Origin of the sequence: Rhodococcus sp. ARC_M6 (assembly GCF_022810305.1) — a bacterium.
Classification (GTDB): domain Bacteria; phylum Actinomycetota; class Actinomycetes; order Mycobacteriales; family Mycobacteriaceae; genus Rhodococcus_F.
Window position 1 is genome coordinate 36,490 of record NZ_JALGQH010000017.1, and the last position, 21,599, is coordinate 58,088.

21 protein-coding genes are annotated in these 21,599 nt (G+C 60.1%); 13 read left to right on the plus strand and 8 right to left on the minus strand.

From position 1 onward, the window contains the following. The first annotated feature begins 161 nt into the window (after positions 1–161). Entirely contained in the window at positions 162–962 is an 801-nt protein-coding gene (locus tag MTX36_RS17895) for a crotonase/enoyl-CoA hydratase family protein (RefSeq protein ID WP_243621045.1), read from the plus strand. Here the strand turns inward: MTX36_RS17895 and MTX36_RS17900 are convergent. After that, entirely contained in the window at positions 959–2,143 is a 1,185-nt protein-coding gene (locus MTX36_RS17900; protein WP_243621046.1) for an ROK family protein, read from the minus strand. The genes MTX36_RS17895 and MTX36_RS17900 overlap by 4 nt on opposite strands. A gap of 179 nt (positions 2,144–2,322) precedes the next feature. Between MTX36_RS17900 and MTX36_RS17905 the strand changes: the two genes are divergently transcribed. Continuing rightward, entirely contained in the window at positions 2,323–2,640 is a 318-nt protein-coding gene (locus tag MTX36_RS17905) for a WhiB family transcriptional regulator (RefSeq protein WP_094271508.1), read from the plus strand. 38 nt (positions 2,641–2,678) lie between these two features. On the opposite strand, the gene MTX36_RS17910 is transcribed toward MTX36_RS17905, so the two are convergent. Continuing rightward, positions 2,679–3,395 carry an HAD family hydrolase gene (locus MTX36_RS17910; protein ID WP_243621047.1) on the minus strand — a complete coding sequence of 239 codons (717 nt, stop codon included), beginning with the start codon at positions 3,393–3,395 and terminating at the stop codon, positions 2,679–2,681. 142 nt (positions 3,396–3,537) lie between these two features. Here MTX36_RS17910 and cycA point away from each other — a divergent pair, with 142 nt between their 5' ends. The 7 genes from cycA (at position 3,538) to MTX36_RS17945 (ending at position 11,736) form a co-directional block, all read left to right on the plus strand. Continuing rightward, positions 3,538–5,001 (plus strand): D-serine/D-alanine/glycine transporter, encoded by a 1,464-nt coding sequence (gene cycA, locus MTX36_RS17915; protein WP_243621048.1) that lies wholly within the window; start codon positions 3,538–3,540, stop codon positions 4,999–5,001. 122 nt (positions 5,002–5,123) lie between these two features. Further along, complete coding sequence (locus MTX36_RS17920; RefSeq protein WP_243621049.1) at positions 5,124–5,918, plus strand: M23 family metallopeptidase; 795 nt, start codon at positions 5,124–5,126, stop codon at positions 5,916–5,918. A 154-nt stretch (positions 5,919–6,072) separates the two neighbouring features. Beyond that, a complete protein-coding gene (locus MTX36_RS17925; protein WP_243621050.1) occupies positions 6,073–7,581 on the plus strand; it encodes a glutamate-cysteine ligase family protein in 1,509 nt (502 codons plus the stop codon). A gap of 128 nt (positions 7,582–7,709) precedes the next feature. Beyond that, positions 7,710–8,603, plus strand: a complete 894-nt coding sequence (locus tag MTX36_RS17930) for a universal stress protein (protein ID WP_243621051.1) — start codon at positions 7,710–7,712, stop codon at positions 8,601–8,603. A gap of 160 nt (positions 8,604–8,763) precedes the next feature. Then, positions 8,764–9,804, plus strand: a complete 1,041-nt coding sequence (locus MTX36_RS17935) for an LLM class F420-dependent oxidoreductase (RefSeq protein WP_243621052.1) — start codon at positions 8,764–8,766, stop codon at positions 9,802–9,804. A gap of 360 nt (positions 9,805–10,164) precedes the next feature. Further along, positions 10,165–11,052, plus strand: a complete 888-nt coding sequence (locus tag MTX36_RS17940) for a universal stress protein (protein ID WP_094271513.1) — start codon at positions 10,165–10,167, stop codon at positions 11,050–11,052. A gap of 51 nt (positions 11,053–11,103) precedes the next feature. Then, positions 11,104–11,736: a response regulator transcription factor gene (locus tag MTX36_RS17945; protein ID WP_094271514.1), complete on the plus strand. Its 633-nt coding sequence runs from the start codon at positions 11,104–11,106 to the stop codon at positions 11,734–11,736. A gap of 1 nt (position 11,737) precedes the next feature. On the opposite strand, the gene MTX36_RS17950 is transcribed toward MTX36_RS17945, so the two are convergent. The 5 genes from MTX36_RS17950 to MTX36_RS17970 form a co-directional block, all read right to left on the minus strand. Then, on the minus strand, positions 11,738–13,408 hold the full coding sequence (locus MTX36_RS17950) for a GAF domain-containing protein (RefSeq protein WP_243621053.1): 1,671 nt from the start codon (positions 13,406–13,408) through the stop codon (positions 11,738–11,740). Between the two features lie 27 nt (positions 13,409–13,435). Continuing rightward, a complete protein-coding gene (locus MTX36_RS17955; RefSeq protein ID WP_243621054.1) occupies positions 13,436–14,131 on the minus strand; it encodes a hypothetical protein in 696 nt (231 codons plus the stop codon). Positions 14,132–14,156: 25 nt separating this feature from the next. Then, complete coding sequence (locus MTX36_RS17960; RefSeq protein WP_094271517.1) at positions 14,157–14,483, minus strand: cupin domain-containing protein; 327 nt, start codon at positions 14,481–14,483, stop codon at positions 14,157–14,159. Between the two features lie 88 nt (positions 14,484–14,571). Then, positions 14,572–15,078: a dihydrofolate reductase gene (locus tag MTX36_RS17965; RefSeq protein WP_243621055.1), complete on the minus strand. Its 507-nt coding sequence runs from the start codon at positions 15,076–15,078 to the stop codon at positions 14,572–14,574. Between the two features lie 2 nt (positions 15,079–15,080). Next, positions 15,081–15,881, minus strand: a complete 801-nt coding sequence (locus MTX36_RS17970; protein WP_254922777.1) for a thymidylate synthase — start codon at positions 15,879–15,881, stop codon at positions 15,081–15,083. Positions 15,882–15,918: 37 nt separating this feature from the next. Here MTX36_RS17970 and cobF point away from each other — a divergent pair, with 37 nt between their 5' ends. The 3 genes from cobF to MTX36_RS17985 all read left to right on the plus strand — a co-directional run bounded on the left by cobF (position 15,919) and on the right by MTX36_RS17985 (position 18,900). Continuing rightward, positions 15,919–16,659 carry a precorrin-6A synthase (deacetylating) gene (cobF, locus tag MTX36_RS17975; protein WP_243621056.1) on the plus strand — a complete coding sequence of 247 codons (741 nt, stop codon included), beginning with the start codon at positions 15,919–15,921 and terminating at the stop codon, positions 16,657–16,659. Positions 16,660–16,784: 125 nt separating this feature from the next. Then, entirely contained in the window at positions 16,785–17,966 is a 1,182-nt protein-coding gene (locus tag MTX36_RS17980; protein ID WP_243621057.1) for a GGDEF domain-containing protein, read from the plus strand. Positions 17,967–18,033: 67 nt separating this feature from the next. Further along, complete coding sequence (locus MTX36_RS17985; RefSeq protein ID WP_243621058.1) at positions 18,034–18,900, plus strand: Fpg/Nei family DNA glycosylase; 867 nt, start codon at positions 18,034–18,036, stop codon at positions 18,898–18,900. Here MTX36_RS17985 and MTX36_RS17990 read toward each other — a convergent pair. Next, a complete protein-coding gene (locus MTX36_RS17990; protein ID WP_243621059.1) occupies positions 18,893–19,768 on the minus strand; it encodes a LysR family transcriptional regulator in 876 nt (291 codons plus the stop codon). The genes MTX36_RS17985 and MTX36_RS17990 overlap by 8 nt on opposite strands. A gap of 385 nt (positions 19,769–20,153) precedes the next feature. Here MTX36_RS17990 and MTX36_RS17995 point away from each other — a divergent pair, with 385 nt between their 5' ends. Further along, positions 20,154–21,599: an Ig-like domain-containing protein gene (locus MTX36_RS17995; protein WP_243621060.1), complete on the plus strand. Its 1,446-nt coding sequence runs from the start codon at positions 20,154–20,156 to the stop codon at positions 21,597–21,599.

Consider the following 21,599-nt stretch of genomic DNA (forward strand, 5'->3'; position numbering starts at 1 on the left):
TTGAGCTAGTGCGGTTGCTTTGCCGACAGGCACGGGGCCTTGGGCTTCACAGCTGCGGTAGTCAGTGTAGCGGCACGCTGATAACCGTGCGAAGTCGACAGGCTGCCGCGCTCGGTCGGTAGGCTCGAGCAATTGGTTCGGCGGCGATAAAGGGAGTCTCAGTGAGCGATCGTGTTCGTGTCGAGATAGTCGAGTCGGTTGCCTACGTCAGCCTGGATCGGCCCGAGAAGCTCAACGGACTCGACCTCGACACACTCGAAGAGTTGGTGGATGCGGCTCGGCGCATCAAAGCTGACCGCTCGATCCGCGGTGTGATTCTGCAGGGTTCCGGCAAGGCGTTTTCCGCCGGTCTGGATTTTGCGTCGGCCGGAAAGCAGCCGAAGCGGATGGCTAAGGCATTTGCGAAGCTGCCCGGGCAGAAGACCAATCTCTTTCAGCGGGCGTGTTGGGTGTGGCGGGAATTGCCGGTGCCGGTGATCGCGGTGGTGCACGGGCATTGCTTCGGCGGCGGTTTGCAACTCGCGCTCGCTGCCGACTTCCGGTTCAGCACACCGGACTGCACCTTTTCGGTGATGGAAGCCAAGTGGGGATTGATCCCCGATATGACGGGCACCGTGACGTTGCGTGAGCTCGCGGCGATGGATGTTGTGAAACGTCTGGCGATGACGGCAGAAATCTTCGACGGCAAGCAAGCATTCGAGTGGGGATTGGTCACCGGCGTCGACGAGGATCCGCTCGCTCAGGCCCGGGAACTGCTGGCGCAGATCATGACTCGATCACCGGATGCAGTAGCGGCAACCAAGACGCTGCTGCACAAGTCGTGGAACAAGGCGCCTCGCGGGGCATTCTGGGTGGAGTCCCGCGTGCAGTTGGCTTTGATGCGCGGGAAGAACTACCAGATTGCTCGCGCCGCGAATTCGGCAAAGAAGTTGCCGGAGTTCGTCCTTCGTAAGTTCGGTTAGCGGATCGAATCGGCAACTCTGCGGTCGATCTCTCGAGTGCTCAGGAGATTATCCAGTACAAGAACGGCGCAGCCGAGGACGCCTGACTGTGCTCCATGGCTGACCGAAACGATGTGTAGGGAACGGGTGGCTAGGGCAGTTGCATTGCCGTAGACGGACTCTCGAAGCCCCGCGAGGAAAAGTTCGTCGGCTTCGGCCATGTCGCCGCCGATGACAAGCACCTCAGGGTTGAGGAGATTGACCGCGCCGGAAATGACATCACCGACGAGACGACCGCTGGAGCGGATCAATCGGCGCGCTTCGCTGTCGCCGTCGAGCGCGAGGCGGACGACGTCTCGAACGTGCCCGACGTTGCGCCCTTGGGCTTGCAGTGCGTCGACGAGAGCCCAACCGCTGGCGACGGTTTCGACACAACCCACGTCGCCGCAGTGACACTTCATGTCTCGGGCAGCCGCGGTTTTGGTATGCCCGATCTCGCCGGCCGCGCCGAGCGAGCCACGTTGGAGAATGCCGCCGAGAACGATGCCGGCACCTAATCCGGTGGAGGCCTTGATCATCAGCAGATTCGGTGCGCTCTCACGTCTTTCGCTGAGTTCGGCCAGAGCCATGACGTTGGCATCGTTGTCGGCAAACAGCGGCGCATTGGTTACCGATGCGAGGTACGGCGCCAGTGCAACGCCGTCCCAGCCGGACATCATCGGCGAGTCGAGGCTGGCGCCGGCTGCCACGTCGACCGTGCCCGGGATGCTGAGCCCGACGCCGATGACGTCGGTGGACGGCCTGCCGATGCGCTCGAGGATCGATTTCAGATGCTCGGCGATTTCGGGCATCAACTCGGCCGGTCCGACGCCCACTGACTTGTCGATGTCTTCGGCAGTGAGGATTGTGCCGGAGAGGTCGGTGACGGCCAACTGCGCACGCGAGCGGCCGATCGCGACAACAAGAACCAGTCCGGCTGATTTGGCGAAAGTCAGAGTTGAGGGCGGACGGCCACCGGTCGAGGGGCCTTCGTCGTCGTCCGCGATGAGTCCGAGCGACTGTAGTGCGCTCACTCGTGCCGATACCGCTGTCCGAGACAAACCGGTGAGCTTCCCGATTTCGCTGCGAGTGGTCGCGGATCCTGTGCGGATCAGCGAGAACACCTCGCCGGCTGTGGCGGGAGTCGAGAACGGTCGGGTCATGGGTTCTATTCAAGCATCCTCCCAGCGTGACTTCAGGATACAAAAGATTGATTACTTTAGTACTTTAAGTACCCAAGTGGGTATTGTGAAAAAGCAGAAGTCGGCCTAGGCTGTGTTTTGACTCACGACGAGCACGGTCCGACAGGTGAGTCGCAGTTCAACAGAATGAGGTCGCCATCATGCATAAGCACCTTCCGATGCCCGTTCCGACTGCCGAGACCTGGGACTGGCAGTTGCGGGGTTCGTGCCGCGGGCACGATTCAGCTGTGTACTTCCACCCGGACGGCGAGCGTGGACATGCTCGCGAGAATCGCGAGCTCAACGCCAAGAAGGTATGCGCGGGATGCCCGGTGCTGCAGCAGTGCCGAGAGCACGCGCTATCCGTTCACGAGCCCTACGGAATCTGGGGCGGCATGACGGAAACCGAGCGCGCAGAATATGTGCGGTCACTGCGCAAGCGCAGCAACCGAATTCGCGAAGTAGCGCACGCAGTCTGACCTCTCAGGTCGAGCGGAGTGAGGGGGATGTAGTCGGGTCAGAGGAGTCCGAACTTCGCGACAGCGTCCAGCAAAGCGCCTGGACGCTCGGCAGTAGGCAGAGGATCGACCAAGGCGAATGCGCAACCGAGTTCCCGGGCTGCGCCGTCGGCGATTTCACTGTCGCCCACCATCAATGCGCGTTCGGCGTCGACGTCGAGTTGCGACAGCGCGTACTCGAAGATCTCGAGTTCGGGTTTGACGGCACCGATTTCGAATGACAGTACGAACTCGTCCACCCAGATATCCCACCCGCGGGCGACAAAAGCCGGCCGGATGTCGAAGGCGATGTTGCTCAGAACTGCGGTTCGGATCCCCTTCTCCGACAATGACTTCAGAACCTCGCCGGCATCGGGGTAGGGCACCCATCGGGCGGGGTCGATCAACAAGCTGTACAGAGCCTCGGCGCGAGCACGGTCGGGCACACCTGACTTGGCGAGAACATCGAGATACGCCTGGCGATGAAGTGTGGGATCGCGGTCACGATTGTTCCAGGCGTGCAGTCCGGCTTCGTCCATGTCGACCGTCAGACCGACGGGCGCGGTCATCCGCCGCATCAATTCGGCTTGCGCGTGTACATCCATCGGCTCACCGGCGTGATCGACAAAGTGTTCGTCCCAGTCGGAATTTTCTTCGAGACGAAAGAGCGTTCCTGAGAAGTCGAACAGCGTTGCGGTTATTTGCCCGTATTGATGGTTGGTGCTGTCGATGCTCATCGGTACAGGCTATCGGCGTGAGCTTTCGATGCGCGCTCTGAGCCATTGCGCGCGTACTTTAGGAGGGCACATTTTTCCGAGGTTGGTGTGGCGGGCAGCGTTCGATGCCTGTGCGCGAGCCGAATGACCAGGGGGATCCTCCGTGTCCGACGACGTGAACCGTGTTGAACTGTCAAAACCTGCAGGTGACGATCCCCACTTGTCGCGGCAACTTTCCAACCGTCATATTCAGCTGATCGCCATCGGCGGCGCTATCGGCACCGGCCTGTTCATGGGTTCGGGTAAGACGATCTCGCTGGCCGGGCCGTCCGTGATCTTCGTTTACATGATCATCGGCTTCATGCTCTTCTTCGTCATGCGTGCGATGGGGGAGTTGCTGCTCTCCAATATGTCGTACAAGTCGTTCTCCGACTTCGCGGCCGATCTACTCGGCCCGTGGGCCGGATTCTTCACCGGTTGGACGTATTGGTTCTGTTGGATTGTCACCGGTATCGCGGACGTGATCGCGATCTCGGGTTACTTCAAGTACTGGTGGCCCGGGTTGGCTGCGTGGATTCCCGCGTTGCTCACGATCGCCGCGCTATTGCTTTTGAACCTGCCGACCGTCAGGGCATTCGGTGAGGCCGAGTTCTGGTTCGCGCTGATCAAGATCGTTGCCATTGTCGCGCTCATTATCGTGGGCATCGTCATGGTCGTCTCCGGCTTCACGGCACCGAACGGAGCCACGTCCGGCATCGACAATCTGTGGAACGACGGCGGCATGTTCCCGACCGGTTTCATGGGCTTCGTAGCCGGATTCCAGATCGCGGTGTTCGCATTCGTGGGTATCGAATTGGTGGGTACGACGGCGGCCGAGGCAAAGGACCCCGAGAAGAACCTGCCCAAGGCAATCAACTCCATCCCGATTCGTGTGCTGCTGTTCTACGTGGTTGCGCTGACGGTCATCATCGCGGTGACGCCGTGGCGCGAGATCGAGGCGGGCAAGAGTCCGTTCGTTGCAATGTTCACCCTCGCCGGACTGGGGATGGCGGCTTCGGTCATCAACTTCGTGGTTCTGACGTCGGCGGCATCGTCGGCCAATTCGGGTATCTACTCCACCTCGCGCATGGTGTACGGCCTCGCGCAGGAAGGCGACGCACCGAAGGCGCTGGGCAAGCTGAACTCGCGCAAGGTTCCCGCGAACGCGTTGATGTTCTCCTGCATCTTCCTGCTCGCGTCGCTGATTCTGCTGTTCTCGGGCGACTCGGTGATCGAGGCGTTCACTGTCGTGACGACAATCTCAGCGCTGCTTTTCATGTTCGTCTGGACCATCATCCTGGTGAGCTACATGGTGTACCGGAAGCGTCGCCCGCATCTGCATGCGGCGTCGAAGTTCAAGATGCCCGGCGGCGTCGTGATGTGCTGGGTCGTACTCGCGTTCTTCGTCTTCATTTTGTGGGCTCTGACCACGAAGGAGGACACGCTGCAGGCGCTCATCGTGACACCGATCTGGTTTGTTGCACTCGGCATCGCCTGGGTGATTATCCGTCGTCGGCCCGCTCACCGGGCACGATACGACGCATTCCGCACAGAACTCGACGCCAGTCGGCAGTCGGACGAAAATTAGTTTTGGTCAAGAACGTGTAACGGTAGCGGTCACCTTGATCAAACTGTTACATTCGTCGGCAGACAGAGGAGCGGTCTTCACTTGAAGATCGCTGTAGGCCGACGACTGACGGAGTACACACTGTGGGAAACCACCACCGCACGGGCAATTCCAATGTTGCATTCGAGATCGATCCTGATGCAGCAAACGGACGCCACCGCGTTCCGTCGGCTGGGCCGGGCGCCGGAGTCAAAGCGGGTGTCGTAGCTGCGGCTACGGGTGCTCTTCTTGTCGGCGCCGGACAGATGGGTGCCGGCACTGCTGCGGCAGCGCCGGCCACACAAAACATTGCCGGATTCGAAATTCCGCAGGGACTGCTTCCCGTCGGGCTCGAGGTTCCGGCCGGACTGTCGGGCACGCAACTGCCGGCATTGTCCAGCATCGAGCTTCCCCCGCTCCCGGACGTCCTGGCACAGGTCAACGAGCAGGTAGAGCAGTTTACGAGCTCCATCAGCTCGGGTTCGGTCAATCCGCTCTCGTCGAACAGCAACACAGTGCAGCCGGTTTCCGGAACACTGACGTCCGACTTCGGCTCCCGCTGGGGCGCACATCATGGCGGCCTGGACATCGCCGCTCCGATCGGCACCCCGGTCCGCGCCGCAGCATCCGGCAAGGTCATCGACGCCGGGCCCGCCTCGGGCTTCGGGCTGTGGGTGCGCGTGCAGCATGATGACGGCGCCGTCACAACCTACGGACATGTCAACGACTACCAGGTCAACGTCGGCGAGCGTGTCAATGCCGGGCAGCAGATCGCGACAGTCGGCAACCGTGGCCAGTCCACCGGCCCGCACCTGCACTTCGAGGTAGCCGAGAACGGTGCAAAGGTTGATCCCGCCGCGTGGCTGCGCGCCCGCGGAGTATCACCTACCTGGGCCTGAAAATGCTGGCCTGAAAAAACGCTCTTTTCCACTGCGGTGGTACCGGGACTTGCTCCGGGTGCCACCGCAGTTTTGTTTTGCCGCAGTTTTCGTTTCCCGATTGCCCCCTGGCGGCTAGCCTTCAGGGACGCTGATCGTTTGAAGGGGGCGAAAGATGGGCGCAGAAATCAAGGCACGGATGTTCACCCGAGCGGACCGTCGTGTGTTCCGCAAGAAGGTACTAGCGTGCGTCGACGCGATGAAACAGATGCTCGACGGCGGCGATTTCCGAGATGCAGTCGACAAACCCGACCCATTGCTTGGGATGGAGATCGAGTTCAACCTGGTGGCCGGTGACATGGCTCCGGCTATGTCCAATCTGGCGGTACTCGATGCCATCGACGATTCAGCAGTATTCCAAACCGAACTGGGGCAGTTCAACGTGGAGATGAATGTCGAACCGGGGCCGCTGACTGGAGACGCGACGTTCGTACTCGAAGAGAAACTGCGAAGTTCCCTCCAGATTGCAGATGCTCGGATCCACGAACACGATGCCGAGATGGTGATGATCGGGATGCTGCCGACACTCCAACTCGAGCATCTCGATCGTGAGTGGATTACCGCGAATCCGCGGTACGAATTGCTCAACGAGCAGATCTTCGCTGCGCGTGGTGAAGACATCGAATTGGATGTGGAAGGAGTTGCGCTTCGCGGCGGAATTGTGGAAGTTCTACGTGCAGACACTAATTCGGTAGTTCCCGAGGCGGCGTGCACGTCGATGCAATTGCATCTGAGGGTTTCTCCCGAAGAGTTTGCGCCGCACTGGAATGCCGCGCAATGCCTGGCTGGTGTCCAGGTGGCGTTGGCTGCGAACTCACCGTTTCTGGCAGGTAAGGCATTGTGGCATGAATCTCGGATTCCGATCTTCGAACAAGCAACGGACACAAGAACTTTCGAACTGAAAAATCAGGGAGTGCGGCCACGCGTGTGGTTCGGGGAACGATGGATCCATTCGGTTCTCGATCTGTTCGAGGAGAATTCACGCTACTTCCCGGCGCTGCTACCGGATATCTCCGACGAAGATCCTCTGGCGGTACTGGCGGCCGGCGGTGTGCCGGAATTGAATGAACTACAGATGCACAACGGCACCGTCTATCGCTGGAATCGTCCGGTTTACGATTGCTCGGATGGCGAGCCGCACTTGAGGATTGAGAATCGGGTACTGCCGGCCGGGCCTACCGTCCGAGACATCATGGCGAACGCAGCGTTCTACTACGGGGCAGTGCGGGCGCTGGTGAATGCAGATCGGCCGCTCTGGTCTCACCTGTCTTTTCATGCCGCAGAAGAGAATTTGCATATCGGCGCAAAGCACGGACTCGATGCAACTCTGTACTGGCCCGAGATGGGGTGGGTGGGAGCCGACGAGTTGATTCTGCGCAAGCTGCTTCCGCTCGCTGACGAAGGATTGGCGGACTTCGGATTGTCGGTTGCCGCGCGTGAACGATATCTCGGAGTTATTGAGGGTCGATGCCTCAATCGCCAGACCGGAGCCGCTTGGCAGAGGGGACGCGTCGAGGCTGCTGAAGCGTCGGGACTGGACCGCACGGCTGCTCTTGGCGAGATGATGCGTGCGTACATCGAGAACATGCGGCGAGGTAACCCTGTCCATACGTGGGCAGACTAATTGACTTATCCGTCAACAGCTTCGAGCATATTTTCGCGCTGTCGACATTCGTCGACCCGAAAAGCGCGGTCCAATTGTGATGGTTACAGTAGAAAGTGGCTCGATAACTTCTTACGGAAGGTGGGCACATGAGTTCACGCGAACACAACAATGTCGTCGTCGGAGTAGACGGGTCGGACACGTCGTCCAGCGCGCTCCGCGAAGCTGCAAAGATTGCCGCGCAGCGCGAATTGCGTCTCGATATCCTGCATGCGCTCGACTTTGCGCCGTACGGATTCGGCGGACCGTACATCGATGCGGGCGGCGTTTACGAATGGATCGAAGAAGCCGGTAAAGAAGTCCTCGCCGAAGCCGAGAAGTTTGCCCGCGAAGTCGCACCCACGGTGACCATTCACAGTGAGATCGCGATCGGCAGCCCGACGCAGTGGCTGTTGGAGAGTTCCGCAAAAGCGCGACTAGCGGTAGTTGGGGCGTCGTCGTCCGGCAAGACAGCGACGGCTGTTCTCGGCAATACGGCAGTCGGTGTGGCGAGCCACGGTAAGTGCCCCGTGATCGTCGTTCGCGAACGCGACGGCGTCGTACCGTCCGACGGGCCCGTCGTGGTGGGTGTCGACGGCAGTGCTCTGAGTGCTCAGGCCGTGGGCGCGGCGTTCGAGGAAGCGTCCTTCCGCGGCGTCGAGCTTGTGGCCGTTCACGTGTGGAGTGACCTCGGAACCGCAGCATTCGAGGATCCTCGCGCCGCCGCGCTGGCGCCGCAGTCGTTCGAGGAGGAAGAGCACGCGGTACTGAGCGAAAGCCTGGCCGGATGGTGCGAGAAGTACCCCGACGTGGTCGTACGACGCGAAATCTACCTCGACAATCCGCGTGGACGTCTCCTCGAGTGGTCCGCCCGGGCGCAGTTGGTTGTTGTCGGTAGCCGAGGTCGTGGCGGTTTTCGCGGAATGCTCCTCGGATCGACCAGCAACACGCTGATCGCCAGCGCACAATGCCCGGTGATGGTGGTTCGTCCCGAAGATTCCTGATCACTGAAGTTTGTGGCCTGGCCCGTTCATTTCGGTCACCGAATACGAACGGGCCAGTCACATGAATACGGACTCATGTTCCGTAGTGTTCGGGTGAGTAATGTTCGGCGTGAGGTGTGCCTGCAGCACACTCGGCAATCGTCAGGATTGGGGTTACAACGTGCGTATCGGTATGGGATTGAACTACAGCGGCGGGTTCGCTGAAACAGTAGAAGAGGTCGGTGACCTCGAAAAGGCCGGTTTGGACATCGCCTTTGTCCCCGAGGCCTACTCGTTCGACGCTGTCAGCCAACTCGGTTACCTGGCGGCCAAGACATCGACCATTGAACTTGCCTCCGGCATCTTCCAGATCTACACCCGCACGCCGTCGCTGACCGCGATGACTGCAGCCGGCCTCGACTTCGTGTCCAACGGACGTTTTGTCATGGGCATCGGTGCTTCCGGCCCGCAGGTGATCGAAGGCTTTCACGGCGTCAAGTACGACGCTCCTCTGGGACGCACCCGCGAGGTAGTCGAAATCTGCCGCAAGGTGTGGCGCCGCGAGAAGGTCGAGTACCAGGGCAAGTATTACCAGGTGCCGCTGCCGGCTGAAAAGGGCACCGGGCTGGGCAAGCCGCTCAAGCTGATCAATCATCCTGTACGCGAGCGCATCCCGATCCTGATCGCATCGCTCGGCCCCAAGAACGTGGAACTGACCGCGGAAATCGCCGAAGGCTGGGAGCCTATCTTCTTCCATCCGGAGAAGGCTGCGAGCGTGTGGGGCGAGCCGATCGCCAAGGGTAAGGCCAAGCGCGATCCCAGTCTCGGTGAACTCCAGGTCTACGCATCCCCGGCGCTGGCCATCGGCGAGGACGTCGACCACATGCTCGACTGGGTGCGACCCAGCCTCGCCCTCTACATCGGCGGCATGGGTGCCAAGGGCAAGAACTTCTACAACGACCTTGCCATCCGCTACGGCTACGAGGAAGCTGCCGCGAAGATTCAGGATCTCTACCTCGCCGGCAAGAAGGACGAAGCAGCAGCGGCTGTCCCGGACGAGTTGGTACGTGCTATCTCGCTCATCGGACCCGAAAGCTACGTCAAGGAACGCGTCGCAGCATTCGCGGAAGCCGGCGTCACCACCCTCAACGTCACCCCGTTGGCGGCTGATCGCGCGGGCCGTGTCGCGCTGATCGAGAAGTTCCGGAAGATTTGTGACTAACTGCTGTGCGCCTTTATTAACCGCCCGCGGTTAATAAAGGCGCACAGCAAGGGGGACTTTGTGCACTTATGAGGCAACTGCTTGTACCCCTATCGTGAGGTGTGTGGCCAGGGTTTGTTCGTCAGCCCGCCGCAACCGGCCTCGTTGACGCCCGTCAGGGATGTTGGCGGGGCCGTCGCCGTGTTCGGGTTGCGCAGTCAACTCACGGACGGGACCGTCATGTCCGATTCGGGACCCTCTGGTGTTGATGACCCTATTTGCGGTACTCGGGCAATAGTGTGAAGGCAATAGTGTGGTGGCGGAGAACTCCGTAGCACCGCGCTGCGCAGTGTCGAACAGTCTGATCGTGAAGGGACGAACATGAGTGCAAACCAACCCGTCGTCGTAGCAGTGGACGGCTCCGAGTCCGCGTCGTCGGCGGTTGTCTGGGCTGCTCACACGGCCGCGACATTGGGCCGTCCCCTTCACATCGTGACGGTGGTGCATATTCCGGCGTTCTACTACTCCGAGCCGTATCTGGCCGAGAGCTTCAAGGAGGAACTGCACCGCACAGCACGCGCGCGTCTCGACAGCGCCAAAATTCTGGCTCATCAGAGCGTCGACGGCGATCTCGAGGTGGTGACCGAGCAACTTACCGGTAGCGTCTCCGATTCGCTGATCGAACTGTCGAAGCGCGCCTACCTGGTGGCGTTGGGTCCGCGTGGGCACGGTGAATTCACCGGTCTGGTCGTCGGTTCGGTGACGGTTTCGCTTGTCTCGCACGGTGAATCGCCGGTAGCGGTGGTTCGGGGACGGACGTTGGATGGCCATCCGCCCACCGAGGGGCCCGTTGTGGTTGGCGTGGACGGTTCCGAGAACAGCATCGAAGCTATCGAGCATGCCTTCGAGCAGGCCTCGGCGCGTGGAGCCACACTCATTGCAGTCAACGTGTGGAGCGATGTCAGCGTGCAGCCTTCGCTGGGCGCAACTCCGGATGATCCACTGTGGAGCAGCATTCAGACCGGCGAAGAGGTGGTTCTGGCTGAGCAGTTGGCCGGGTTCACCGACCGGTACCCGGACGTTGTGGTCGAGCGCGTGGTGGCCCGGGATCGCCCGGTGCGAGTGCTCAGCGAATATGCCGAGACAGCGCAGCTGATCGTTGTCGGCAGTCGCGGACGCGGCGGCTTCGTGGGAATGCTCCTCGGCTCGACCAGTCGGGCACTCCTCCACACCGCCGACTGTCCGGTACTGATTGTGCGGCACAAGTAGTACGCATTACGCGTTGTTTCCGATCGATTCAAAATTCCAAGAAGGGCTTCAATGACTACGCGCGTGTTCCTGGTCGACGATCACGAGATCGTCCGGCGTGGACTGTTCGATCTACTCGGCGGTGTCGAGGATTTCGAGGTGGTCGGTGAAGCGTCGTCGGTGCGGGAAGCCATGGCTGTGATCCCACAGCGCAACGTCGACGTCGCGGTCCTCGATGTGCGACTGGCAGACGGCAACGGCGTCGAGTTGTGCCGTGACCTCCGGTCGATGCTGCCGGACCTGCGGTGCCTGATGCTGACGTCGTATGCCGACGACGAAGCCCTGCTCGACGCCATCATGGCCGGCGCTTCGGGGTTTGTGCTGAAGCAGATCCTGGGCACGGATCTTGTTGCGGCAGTACGCACTGTGGGTCTCGGTGGTTCCTTGCTGGACAGCAGGGCCACCGAGGCATTGATGCAGCGCATCCGTAGTGAGCGCACGGCTGATCCCTTGGCTGAACTCTCCGACCAGGAACGTGCGGTGTTCGACCTCATCGGGGAGGGGCTGACCAACCGCGAGATCGGCGCTCGACTCTTCTTGGCGGAAAAGACAGTCAAGAACTATGTGACGCGACTGCTCTCGAAGTTGGGTATGCAGCGCAGAACTCAGGCCGCAGTATTGGCCACCGAGTTGCGCAGCAAGTAGCTCAGGGTCTCTCGCGTCGCAGCGGCACCCGCCACACCAAGCGGGTGCCCTGCGGTTCGCGGTTACGGATTGTGCAAGTGCCACCGCAGTGTTCGGCACGTCGTTCCAGATTGTGCAGCCCGCTTTTGTGTACTCCGTCGGGGATGCCGTTACCGTCGTCGTCGATCGTGATCGCGAATTCGAGATTGGCAGTCACCGAGATGGTGATGGTATCGGCCTGCGCATGACGTAGCACGTTACTCAGACCCTCGCGGAGCACTGCTTCGGCATGCGGATGGATGCCGGCCTTGACCAGCGTGTCGATGGCCCCGGAGAACTGCACGCTCGGAGTGACCGCCGATTGTGCTGTGGCATCGGCGATTACGTCGAGGAGGCGTCGACGCAAGCTTGTCGAGTCTGCGGTGGCTGGTGTCTGGAGATCGAAGATGGTGGTGCGGATTTCACGGACCGTCTGGTCCAGCTGTTCGAGCGACCTGGTGACGATGGCGCGTGCGGAGGCCGGGAGGCTCGAATCCGGGAGGGTGCTCTGCAGGCTCATCCCGCTGGCAAACAGGCGCTGAATGACGTTGTCGTGCAGATCGCGGGCAATGCGATCGCGGTCCGCGAGCACCGACAGTAGGCGTTGGCCGCGTTGTTTGCGATCGAATTCAATTGCCACAGAACCGAGCTCGGCCATCGATTCGATTCGGGTGAGCTCGTCCGGGTCCCACAGCGTGTTTGTGGAATCAGAGGCGAGCAGGAGTGCGCCTACCACGCCGGACGCAATGGTCATCGGGGCAAGAACGGCGCTGATGGCCGTGGGGACCAATTCCGCTACAGCTCCGAGTTCGGTGAAGACCTGCACCTTGTGCGTTTGCCGAATAATGTTGAAAGGATAAGTGTCTGCCGGAATTCGTATTCCTCGCGAAGTGGGTCGAGCACTGGCAGCAGTGTGGACCTGCGCGTAGCCGTCTTCACAGATGACCACGATGACGTCGTCGGCGCCGGTAAGGTCGCGGACCCGAGTGGCGAGAAGTTGCAGGCCGTCTTCGAGGGAGTCGCCTGCCAGCAGTCTTGTCCGTACGGCTGACATTGCGGTGAGCCATCTTTCGCGGGTCCGAGACTGTTCGAACAAGCGGGCATTCTCGGCGGCCATTCCGGCTGCGATGGCGAGGGCCTCGAGGATGACTTCGTCTTCTTCGGTGAACTCTGCGGCGCCGCGCTTCTCAGTGAGGTAGATGCTGCCGAACACCTCGCCTCGCATCATGATCGGTGCACCCAGGAAGCTGTCCATCGGAGGATGATTGGCGGGAAAGCCGACAGATTCCGGATGTGCGCCCAAGTGTGAGACTCGCAGCGTCTTGGGATCGTTCATGAGGACACCGAGCACGCCGTGGCCTTCCGGGAAGTGTCCCATCGTTTGCCGCAGGGGTTCGTCGATGCCCTCGTATACGAACTCAGCGAGGCCACCGCTGGGCGCACGCACGCCCAATGCGCCGTACCGGCAATCCAACACGGTGGTTGCTGCGGTGATGATGCGCTGCAAAGTCAGATCGAGATCGAGACCGGAACCGACAACGAGAACGGCTTCGAGAAGCCGGTGGAGCGTGGGGATATCGGCGTCGGTATGAGCAAGTCGCTCGAGTACCTCGCCGAAAGTTCGTGTCGGACTGTGGCCCGAAGAATCGATCATTAGCGAAGCATATCGGTTCGTGAGTGCTCAGATTGCGCGAGTTCGACCGTCCCACCACTGTTTCCAATGATGTTCGATCTCCGAGAACTCGTCGTCGCTGAGATTGTAGGTGGCCAGAAGGATTTGGAGTCCTGGCTGGGGGCGGTGCGGGCCCGCGGGCTGCGTTGCGCAGACCAATAATCCGGGACCAAGGTCTTCGATTGTCACTCCTGTTTGCAGGTCGCTCACGTAGTCGACGACGCCTTCGGCGTAATCCCCGGGAGCCAGAGTGGCGTTGTAGCGGGTGCCGGGCACCGCTGCGACGGAGTCGAGTCCGAGAACAGAAGCAGCTGTTTCGCCGGGGCGGAGTGGGCCGTCGAGATAAATTGTTCTGCGCTCGGCCAATCCGTGGTGCTCGACGCCGAACTTCAAGAAATGCAGGAAGGTTGTCCAGCCTTCGGTGACGTCCGCGAACCACTCGTCGTCGGGGCGTCGAGGTGGGCGAGTGATACGGACGATCGTCGTGCCGTCATTTTCGATGAGGGAGAATTGATCGCCGTTGCCGAGTGTGAGGGTGAACGCATCGGGATCGGCTTCAGCCGTGGAGTAGATGTACTCGATCTCGTCGTCGAGTTCGGCGCAGTCCCAGCCGTGCCATCGCCGAATCAGTGTGGGATCGATGAGCGCAGGCCACAGGGCAGCGCGCGGTGATACGACGGATACTTCGATTACCGTTTCGGTCACGGAACGAACGGTACCGGTAGTGGAATTACATTGCGACGGTCAGCAGGAATGCGACGTCTTCGAGTGCCTCGACACTGTGGCGCTGGGCGGGGACGGAGAGGAAATCTCCGGTGGAACCCTTCCACTGATCGTCACCGCAGATGAGGTTGAGTTTGCCGCTGAGCACCAGCAACGTTGCTTCGCCGGGGCTGTCATGCTCGGCGAGACTCTTGCCGGCACTGAGCGCGATCACTGTTTGCCGCAGGCTGCGCTGATGGCCGCCATAGACAGTTTGGGAACTGCGACCGCTGCTGGCAGTGGCCGCCAGCTTCAACTGTTGGCGAGCGAGGGCTGTCAGTGACTTCTTGTCCATCGAAGACCTCTCGGGGTTGCTGCGATCATCTCGGTTCCCCGAGTATGACCGACGCGCGTCCGGCGTGCCTGACGAACGGACTAAGTGATCAGTTAGTCGATTCGTTGCGATTGTATTCCAGCCAGCGGAACCGGAGCCCGCTTTTTTCCGACGTCTGCCAGGTCTCGTCGGAACGCAGTGTCCACTCGGGTCCGACGACGGGAGCATACGCGTCACCAGCAATGTCGAGGTCAATTTCGGTGACGAGTAGTTTGGTTGCGAATGGCATTGCTGCCGAATAGATTTGACCGCCGCCGATGACACAGATATCAGCGTCGGACAGTGCCAGTGCCTCGTCGAGACTGTGCGCAGCTTCGGCGCCGTCGGCAGCCCAGGTGGTGTCGCGGGTGACAACAATATTTCGGCGACCACTGAACGGCCGGAACTTGGGCGGTATGGAATCCCATGTCAACCGGCCCATGATCACCGGATGGCCCATGGTGACGCTTTTGAAGTACGCCATGTCCTCGGAGAGGCGCCACGGAATGGTGTTGCCTTCGCCGATGACACGATTGTTCGCCTGAGCCCAGACGAGCGTGACTGCGCGCTCACTCATGATCAGACCGCGACCGGTGCCTTGATGGCCGGATGATGTTGGTATCCAAGGATTTCGACGTCCTCGAAGGTGTAGTCGAAGATGGAATCACGCTTGTTCAGCTTCAACGTCGGGAGGTCGAGTGGTGTCCGGCTGAGCTGCTCGGTGACCTGGTCGATGTGATTGTCGTAGACGTGGCAATCGCCGCCGGTCCAGATGAACTCACCCACGTCGAGACCGGCTTGCTGCGCCATCATGTGCGTGAGGAGCGCGTAGCTCGCGATGTTGAACGGAACGCCCAGGAACATGTCGGCGCTGCGCTGGTACAGCTGGCAGGAGAGCTTGCCGTCGGCGACATAGAACTGGAAGAACGCGTGGCACGGAGCGAGCGCCATCTGCGGAATATCGGCCACATTCCAGGCAGAGACGATGATGCGTCGGGAATCGGGATTGGACCGCAAGGTTTCGACGGTCTGCGTGATTTGGTCGATGTGCTCGCCAGACGGAGTGGGCCAGCTGCGCCACTGCACGCCGTAGACGGGGCCGAGTTCGCCGTTCTCGTCGGCCCACTCATCCCAGATTTTGACGCCGTGCTCATGCAGCCAGGCAATGTTGGAATCGCCGCGCAGGAACCACAGCAGTTCGTTGACTATCGACTTGAGGTGCACCTTCTTGGTGGTGACCAAGGGGAAACCGTCGGCAAGATCGAAGCGCATCTGGTGACCGAAGATGCTGCGTGTGCCGGTGCCGGTGCGATCGGCTTTGGGAGTGCCGGTCTCCATCACGAGTTTCAGGAGATCTTCATAGGCGGTGGAGACAGTCACGGCCAACAGTCTAGGGCACGCACGATAACCTCCTTCAATGCATGAACTCATTGTGATCGGCGTCGGCGCTGGTGATCCCGATCAAGTGACGATCCAAGCTATCAAGGCTATGAACAGGGCCGATACGTTTTTTGTGATCGGCAAGGGGAGCGAAAAGCAGGATCTGGTGGACCTGCGAACCGGTATTCTCCGTGAACATGTGACCGGCGAATACCGCATAGTGGAGATCACCGATCCACCGAGAGATCGGACACCTTCGGACTATGAAGGTGTTGTGGACGACTGGCACGACCGTCGGGCCTCGATCTTCGAAGAAAAATTTGCGGCCGAACCCGGTGTCGGCGCGATCCTCGTCTGGGGCGACCCGTCGCTCTACGACAGCACACTGCGCATCGTCGAACGGGTTCTTGCTCGCGGCAATGTCACCTTCGACTACTCCGTGATTCCAGGAATCACCAGCGTCCAGTCCTTGGCCGCGCAGCACCGCATAGTGCTCAACCGCATCGGCGAACCGATCCACATCACCACCGGACGCAATCTTGCCGACGGGTTGCCCGACGGCGTCGACAACGCCGTCGTGATGCTCGACGCGAATTGCACCTTCACCGAGGTTGCCGGGGACGACGTCGAAATCTGGTGGGGCGCGTACCTTGGCACCCCCCACGAAGTATTGATCGCCGGGAACTTGCGCGATGTGGAAGACGAGATCGTGCGAGTGCGGGCCGAGTTGCGTCAGCGGCACGGCTGGATCATGGACACCTATCTGGTGCGTCGCTGACGCACGTTCGGTTGGGCCGAAGTTCGTTCGCCTTGTCCGCCGAAGTTCGTTCGCCTTGTCCGCCGAAGTTCGTTCGCCTTGTCCGTTGTGTCACAGCAATGGAGTAGCGCACCTATGCTTTGCGCATGATGTGGTTCGGACCGGGCGGTCGGCAACTGATCGTGCCGGTCCGGCGTGGAACGCCGCAGGCAGACTGGCGGACTGCGCTCGGACTGCTTGTCCAGTGGTTCAACCGTCCGGACCCGTTCGACACTTTCACCCGCTACATAGCGTCGAAAGGCCTCGAACTGTGGGGGCGCTTGCTGCTTATCTGTTCGTTGCTGTCCGTCGCAGTCACCATGGCGCTACTTCGATTCAGTGACCAAGGTATCCACAACGAGGTAACCAGTGTCATCAACGCGATGATTATTGTTGCCACACTCTTGATGATCATCCCGTTCGTGTGTATCCCGACTTTCACTCGACGATGGTCGTATGTCTTTCTCGTGTATGCAGAAATCGGTGTGCCGGCAGGCATATTTCTCAACAAGAATCCGCTGGTCGGATTGCTGCAATGCAGCGTATTCGGGCTTTTCGGAGCGTATATCGCGTTTTTTCACAGTTCCAGGGTGCAGACCGCCCATATGATTTTTGCTGTCGTAGTCCTCTTGGTGATCGGGTACCAGGTTGCGGAGTACACGGATCCGGCGTTAGCCGTATCACTGGGTTTCCTCATCTTCTCGAGCATCACGGTGGTTCCCTTCACCTGTCAGTTCATGCTCTCGTTATTGGGTACCGATGCGGAGAATTCCGAACTCGATCCCCTCACCGGATTGCTTAATCGACGAGGATTGCAAAGAGCCGTCGACGAGCGGGGAGTGGCAACTACTCCACCGCGTGAGGCGTCGTACGTGGTCGCGATTGTCGATGTCGACAATTTCAAACGCGTCAATGACACGTTGGGTCACGAGGCGGGTGATCAAGTTCTTCGTGAGTTGGCAGAGCGACTGCGAGAGTGCGGTGGCAGCCACGCACTGGTCTCACGATTTGGAGGGGACGAATTCGTCCTGGTCGACACGGTCTTGGCAGGCTCTGAGCAACGACTCGAGGAGGACTTCGCGGGGAAGTTACGTCTCGACAATCGCGATCCAGTTGTCACAACCAGCGTGGGTATCGCAATTGCATCGACAACTCGGCTGACTCTCGACGCAGACGGCGTACTGGCAGAGCTATTTCGTATCGCAGACGAAGCCATGTACCGCGCGAAGTCGTCGGGCGGCGACCAGGTACTTCTGTGCCACAGCTTCGGCCAGGCGGCGACAGACTAGCGTTGGCTCGGTGCCGGAGTTTCCCGAAGCCGGGCAGGGCACGGCCCAATTCTCTTAGACTGGCCGCATGCCGGAACTACCCGAGGTGGAAGCGCTCGCGGATTTCCTGCGCGAACACGCAACGGGGGCAGTGATCGGTCGGGTCGACGTCGCGGCGTTGAGTGTTCTCAAGACTTTTGATCCGCCGATCACCGCCTTGTCGGGCCGCGACGTGACCGGGGCCGCGAGATTCGGGAAGCACCTCGGCTTGGATTGTGACGGACTGTGGCTCATCACTCACCTCTCGCGAGCGGGATGGATGCGCTGGCAAGACAATCCGTCGTCGACACCGCCGAAGCCCGGCAAGGGACCGCTGGCGTTGCGAGTTCATTTCTTCACACCCGAAGGTCTAACTCCCGCATTCGATCTCACCGAAGCCGGCACGAAGAAACGCCTCGCAGTGTGGGTGGTGAAAGATCCGTCGGATGTTCCGGGGATTGCACGTCTGGGACCGGACGCAATGGTCGCGACGGAATCCGAGTTTGCGGAAGTTCTCGCCGGCACAACTGCGCGGATCAAGAACGCACTGGTCGATCAGTCTCTCTTGGCTGGTATCGGTAACGCCTATTCTGACGAAATCCTCCATACGGCGAAGCTCTCTCCCTTCGCGAACTCGTCTCGTCTTACGGCAGAACAGATTACGACGCTCTACGGCACCATGCGATCAGTTCTGACCGATGCGATTGCGCGGTCCGTCGGACAGGATGCCGCAAGACTCAAGGGGGAGAAGCGATCTGGAATGCGGGTACATGCCCGCACCGGTCTGCCCTGCCCGGTCTGCGGCGACGTGGTTCGAGAGGTGTGGTTTGCCGAGCGTTCCTTTCAATACTGTGCAACCTGCCAAACAGGTGGAAAGCCCTTGGCGGATCGGCGAATGTCTCGCCTTCTCAAGTAGTGAACTGATCAGCCAGCAGGGTTACGAATTCCCTTGCCAATGAAGAGGAATGCGCGGAGTCGGTAATTGCATGGACCACCCGGTGTGGGGCGTCAGCGATAGGAATACATACCAACTCGGGATGCTCGACGCTCATCGACTGGGGAAGCAGTCCGACGCCTAGTCCGTTGGCAGTCAACGAGCAGATGAGATCGACGGAATTCGCTTCGTAGGTGCGTCCGCGTGGAACCTGAGATTCGGCAAAAGCCTGATCGGTCTGTATCCGTGCTTCGCTGCCCGACGCAAAATCCACTAGCGGAACGTCTCTGAGATCTTCGAGTCGGATGGATGTCACCCCACTGAAGCGGTGATCGACGGGAACAAACGCCGCTGTCGACTCACTCCACAGCGGAACCGCCGAGAATGTCTTGGGTAGTCGGCCAGGTGCCAACCCCACTATCCCGACGTCGATCGCACCGGATCGGACACCTTCGATGACGACTTCACTCCCGTACGGGCGCACCGTTGCATTGATGGTCGGATGTCTGTGCGTCAAAGCGGCAAGTGCGCGCCCGATATCGACGCGGCCGGCAGAGGTAATCGTGCCGACGGTAAGCCGTACCTGCTCGCTACCTACCTCGGAAACATCGCTCACCAACCGCGACACTGCACCGAGCACATCGCGGGCGCGGGCCACAAACACCTCGCCTGCGGAAGTTAGTCCCACATTGCGACTGTTTCGATGAAAAAGTTCAACGCCGAGTTCACGTTCGAGATCCCGGATCTGCGCACTGAGCGCTGATTGCGAGATGTGCAGGCGACTTGCGGCTCGACTGAAATGACGATCCTCGGCGACGGCCAGTGCGTAGCGGATGTGGCGCAAATCCATGCGCTCGAATCTATCGGTTCAATCGATTGGTTGCTTGCAACGATCTTGTGACCTGGCAGAAACTGAAGGTAGTGCGTTTAATGGATTTGGCAATTGCCGAGTGCAACCTTTGTGTGGGTACCAATTCTGGGGTCGAGATGCGCAGATCCCTTCTCAGTCGATATCCAGCTAATTCTTTGCATAACTAAAGATTGTGCGTAGTTGAGTTAGGTTGTGCAGTTCAACTCCGATTATCGTGCGGTTTTGACGGTGTTTCCGTTCCGGAAAATTGCATAGCCAATTGTCTGGTTTTTCCCCAGTAAACAGACTAATCTGGGTCGCATTGGTCCGAGTCGGACGTACGTCTTGATTTGCGGGTCTTCGTCGGGTAGTCGAGAGGGAATAGATGTCTGAGAGAAACATCCGTCGTGTTGTCGGTGGTGTCAGCGCTTTTGCGATTGCAGCCGGACTGGCCGTGAGCTTCGGAACCGGTGTTGCTGGCGCGGCTCCCGTTTCGGTGAGCTGGACGGATGGCGGCAGCGATTTCGAACGAACCGTCAGCAATGTGACTCCGAGTGAGGGTGACATTGTCACCACTTCGATGAAGTTCATGCGCAACAAAATTCCTGTGGAGTGGCTCCAAGCGGTGAAGGATTTTCACCCAGCGTGTTTGACGTATGTGGACGGTTCGGCGAACGTCAACGGGAGTGCGTTGGGCCTCCAGAGTTCGGGTGCGGATTTCGTCCGGGTCACCGGCAACTGGGACGTCTACCCGAACATCAACCCGAAGTCGCGGACGTTCTCGTTCTCCTACAAGGTCGGTGCGGACTGCGATCGTGACGTCGCGATGAAGACGTGGACGGACTACTCAGGGTCGCTTGGCAGTGGAAGTTATCCAGATCATGGAACCACGATCACTGTGCAGAAGAACAACACCACAGCGGCACTCGACACAGTGGCGCCGGGTGTGCAGGTGGGCCAGACGGTACCGCTCAAGGCGACCGTCACGGGTGGCGTGGCCGGAAATATTGTTGAGTTCTACGACGGTGCAGGCAAGATCGGTCAGGGTGCGCTCGACAGTGCAGGACTCGCGACCTTCAACTGGATACCGAATTCCAAGGGCACGCACAACCTGTCCGTGAAGTTTGTTGCCACGACGAAGGCAAATGCAGCAACTTCGGCTACTCAGTCTGTAGGAGTCGCGCAGGCAGATGCTCCGTCCACGACTACGCTTGCGTCCATCTCGGGTGCGCAGGTCGGGGCATCCACCACGCTGAAGGCAACAGTCAGCCCTGCCGGTGCCGGTGGGACGGTCACGTTCACGATTGCGGGCAAACCCACCCAGGTAGCGGTTGACGGCAATGGTCAGGCCATCTATACCTGGACTCCGGCAACGTCGGGAAGTCAGACGATCACTGCAGACTTCTCCGGCCGCTCCGGTGTTAGCGGTTCAACAACCACTACAACTGTGACCGTCGCCGATGCGCCGGTCAGCAACACACAGTCGGCAACTCTTCTCTCCGTCACTGATGGACAGGTCGGAAAGTCGACGACGGTCTCGGCGCAGATTACTCCGGCCAACGCCGGTGGCACCGTCACGTTCAAGGACGGCGACACGGTTATCGGAACTGCGACGGTCGACGGTTCCGGAGTAGCGACCTTCAACTGGACTCCCGCCACCGCAGGGCAGCGCACCATCACCGCTGAATTCAGTGGCGCCGGCACAGTCAACGGTTCGGCAGACAGCTACACCGTTCAGATTGCCGAAGCTGGAACTCCCGGCGGCGGAAATGGTGGAGGCTCGGGCAGTTTGGGCAGCCTGGGTGGTTTCACAGGTTCCTTCGGCTCGTAG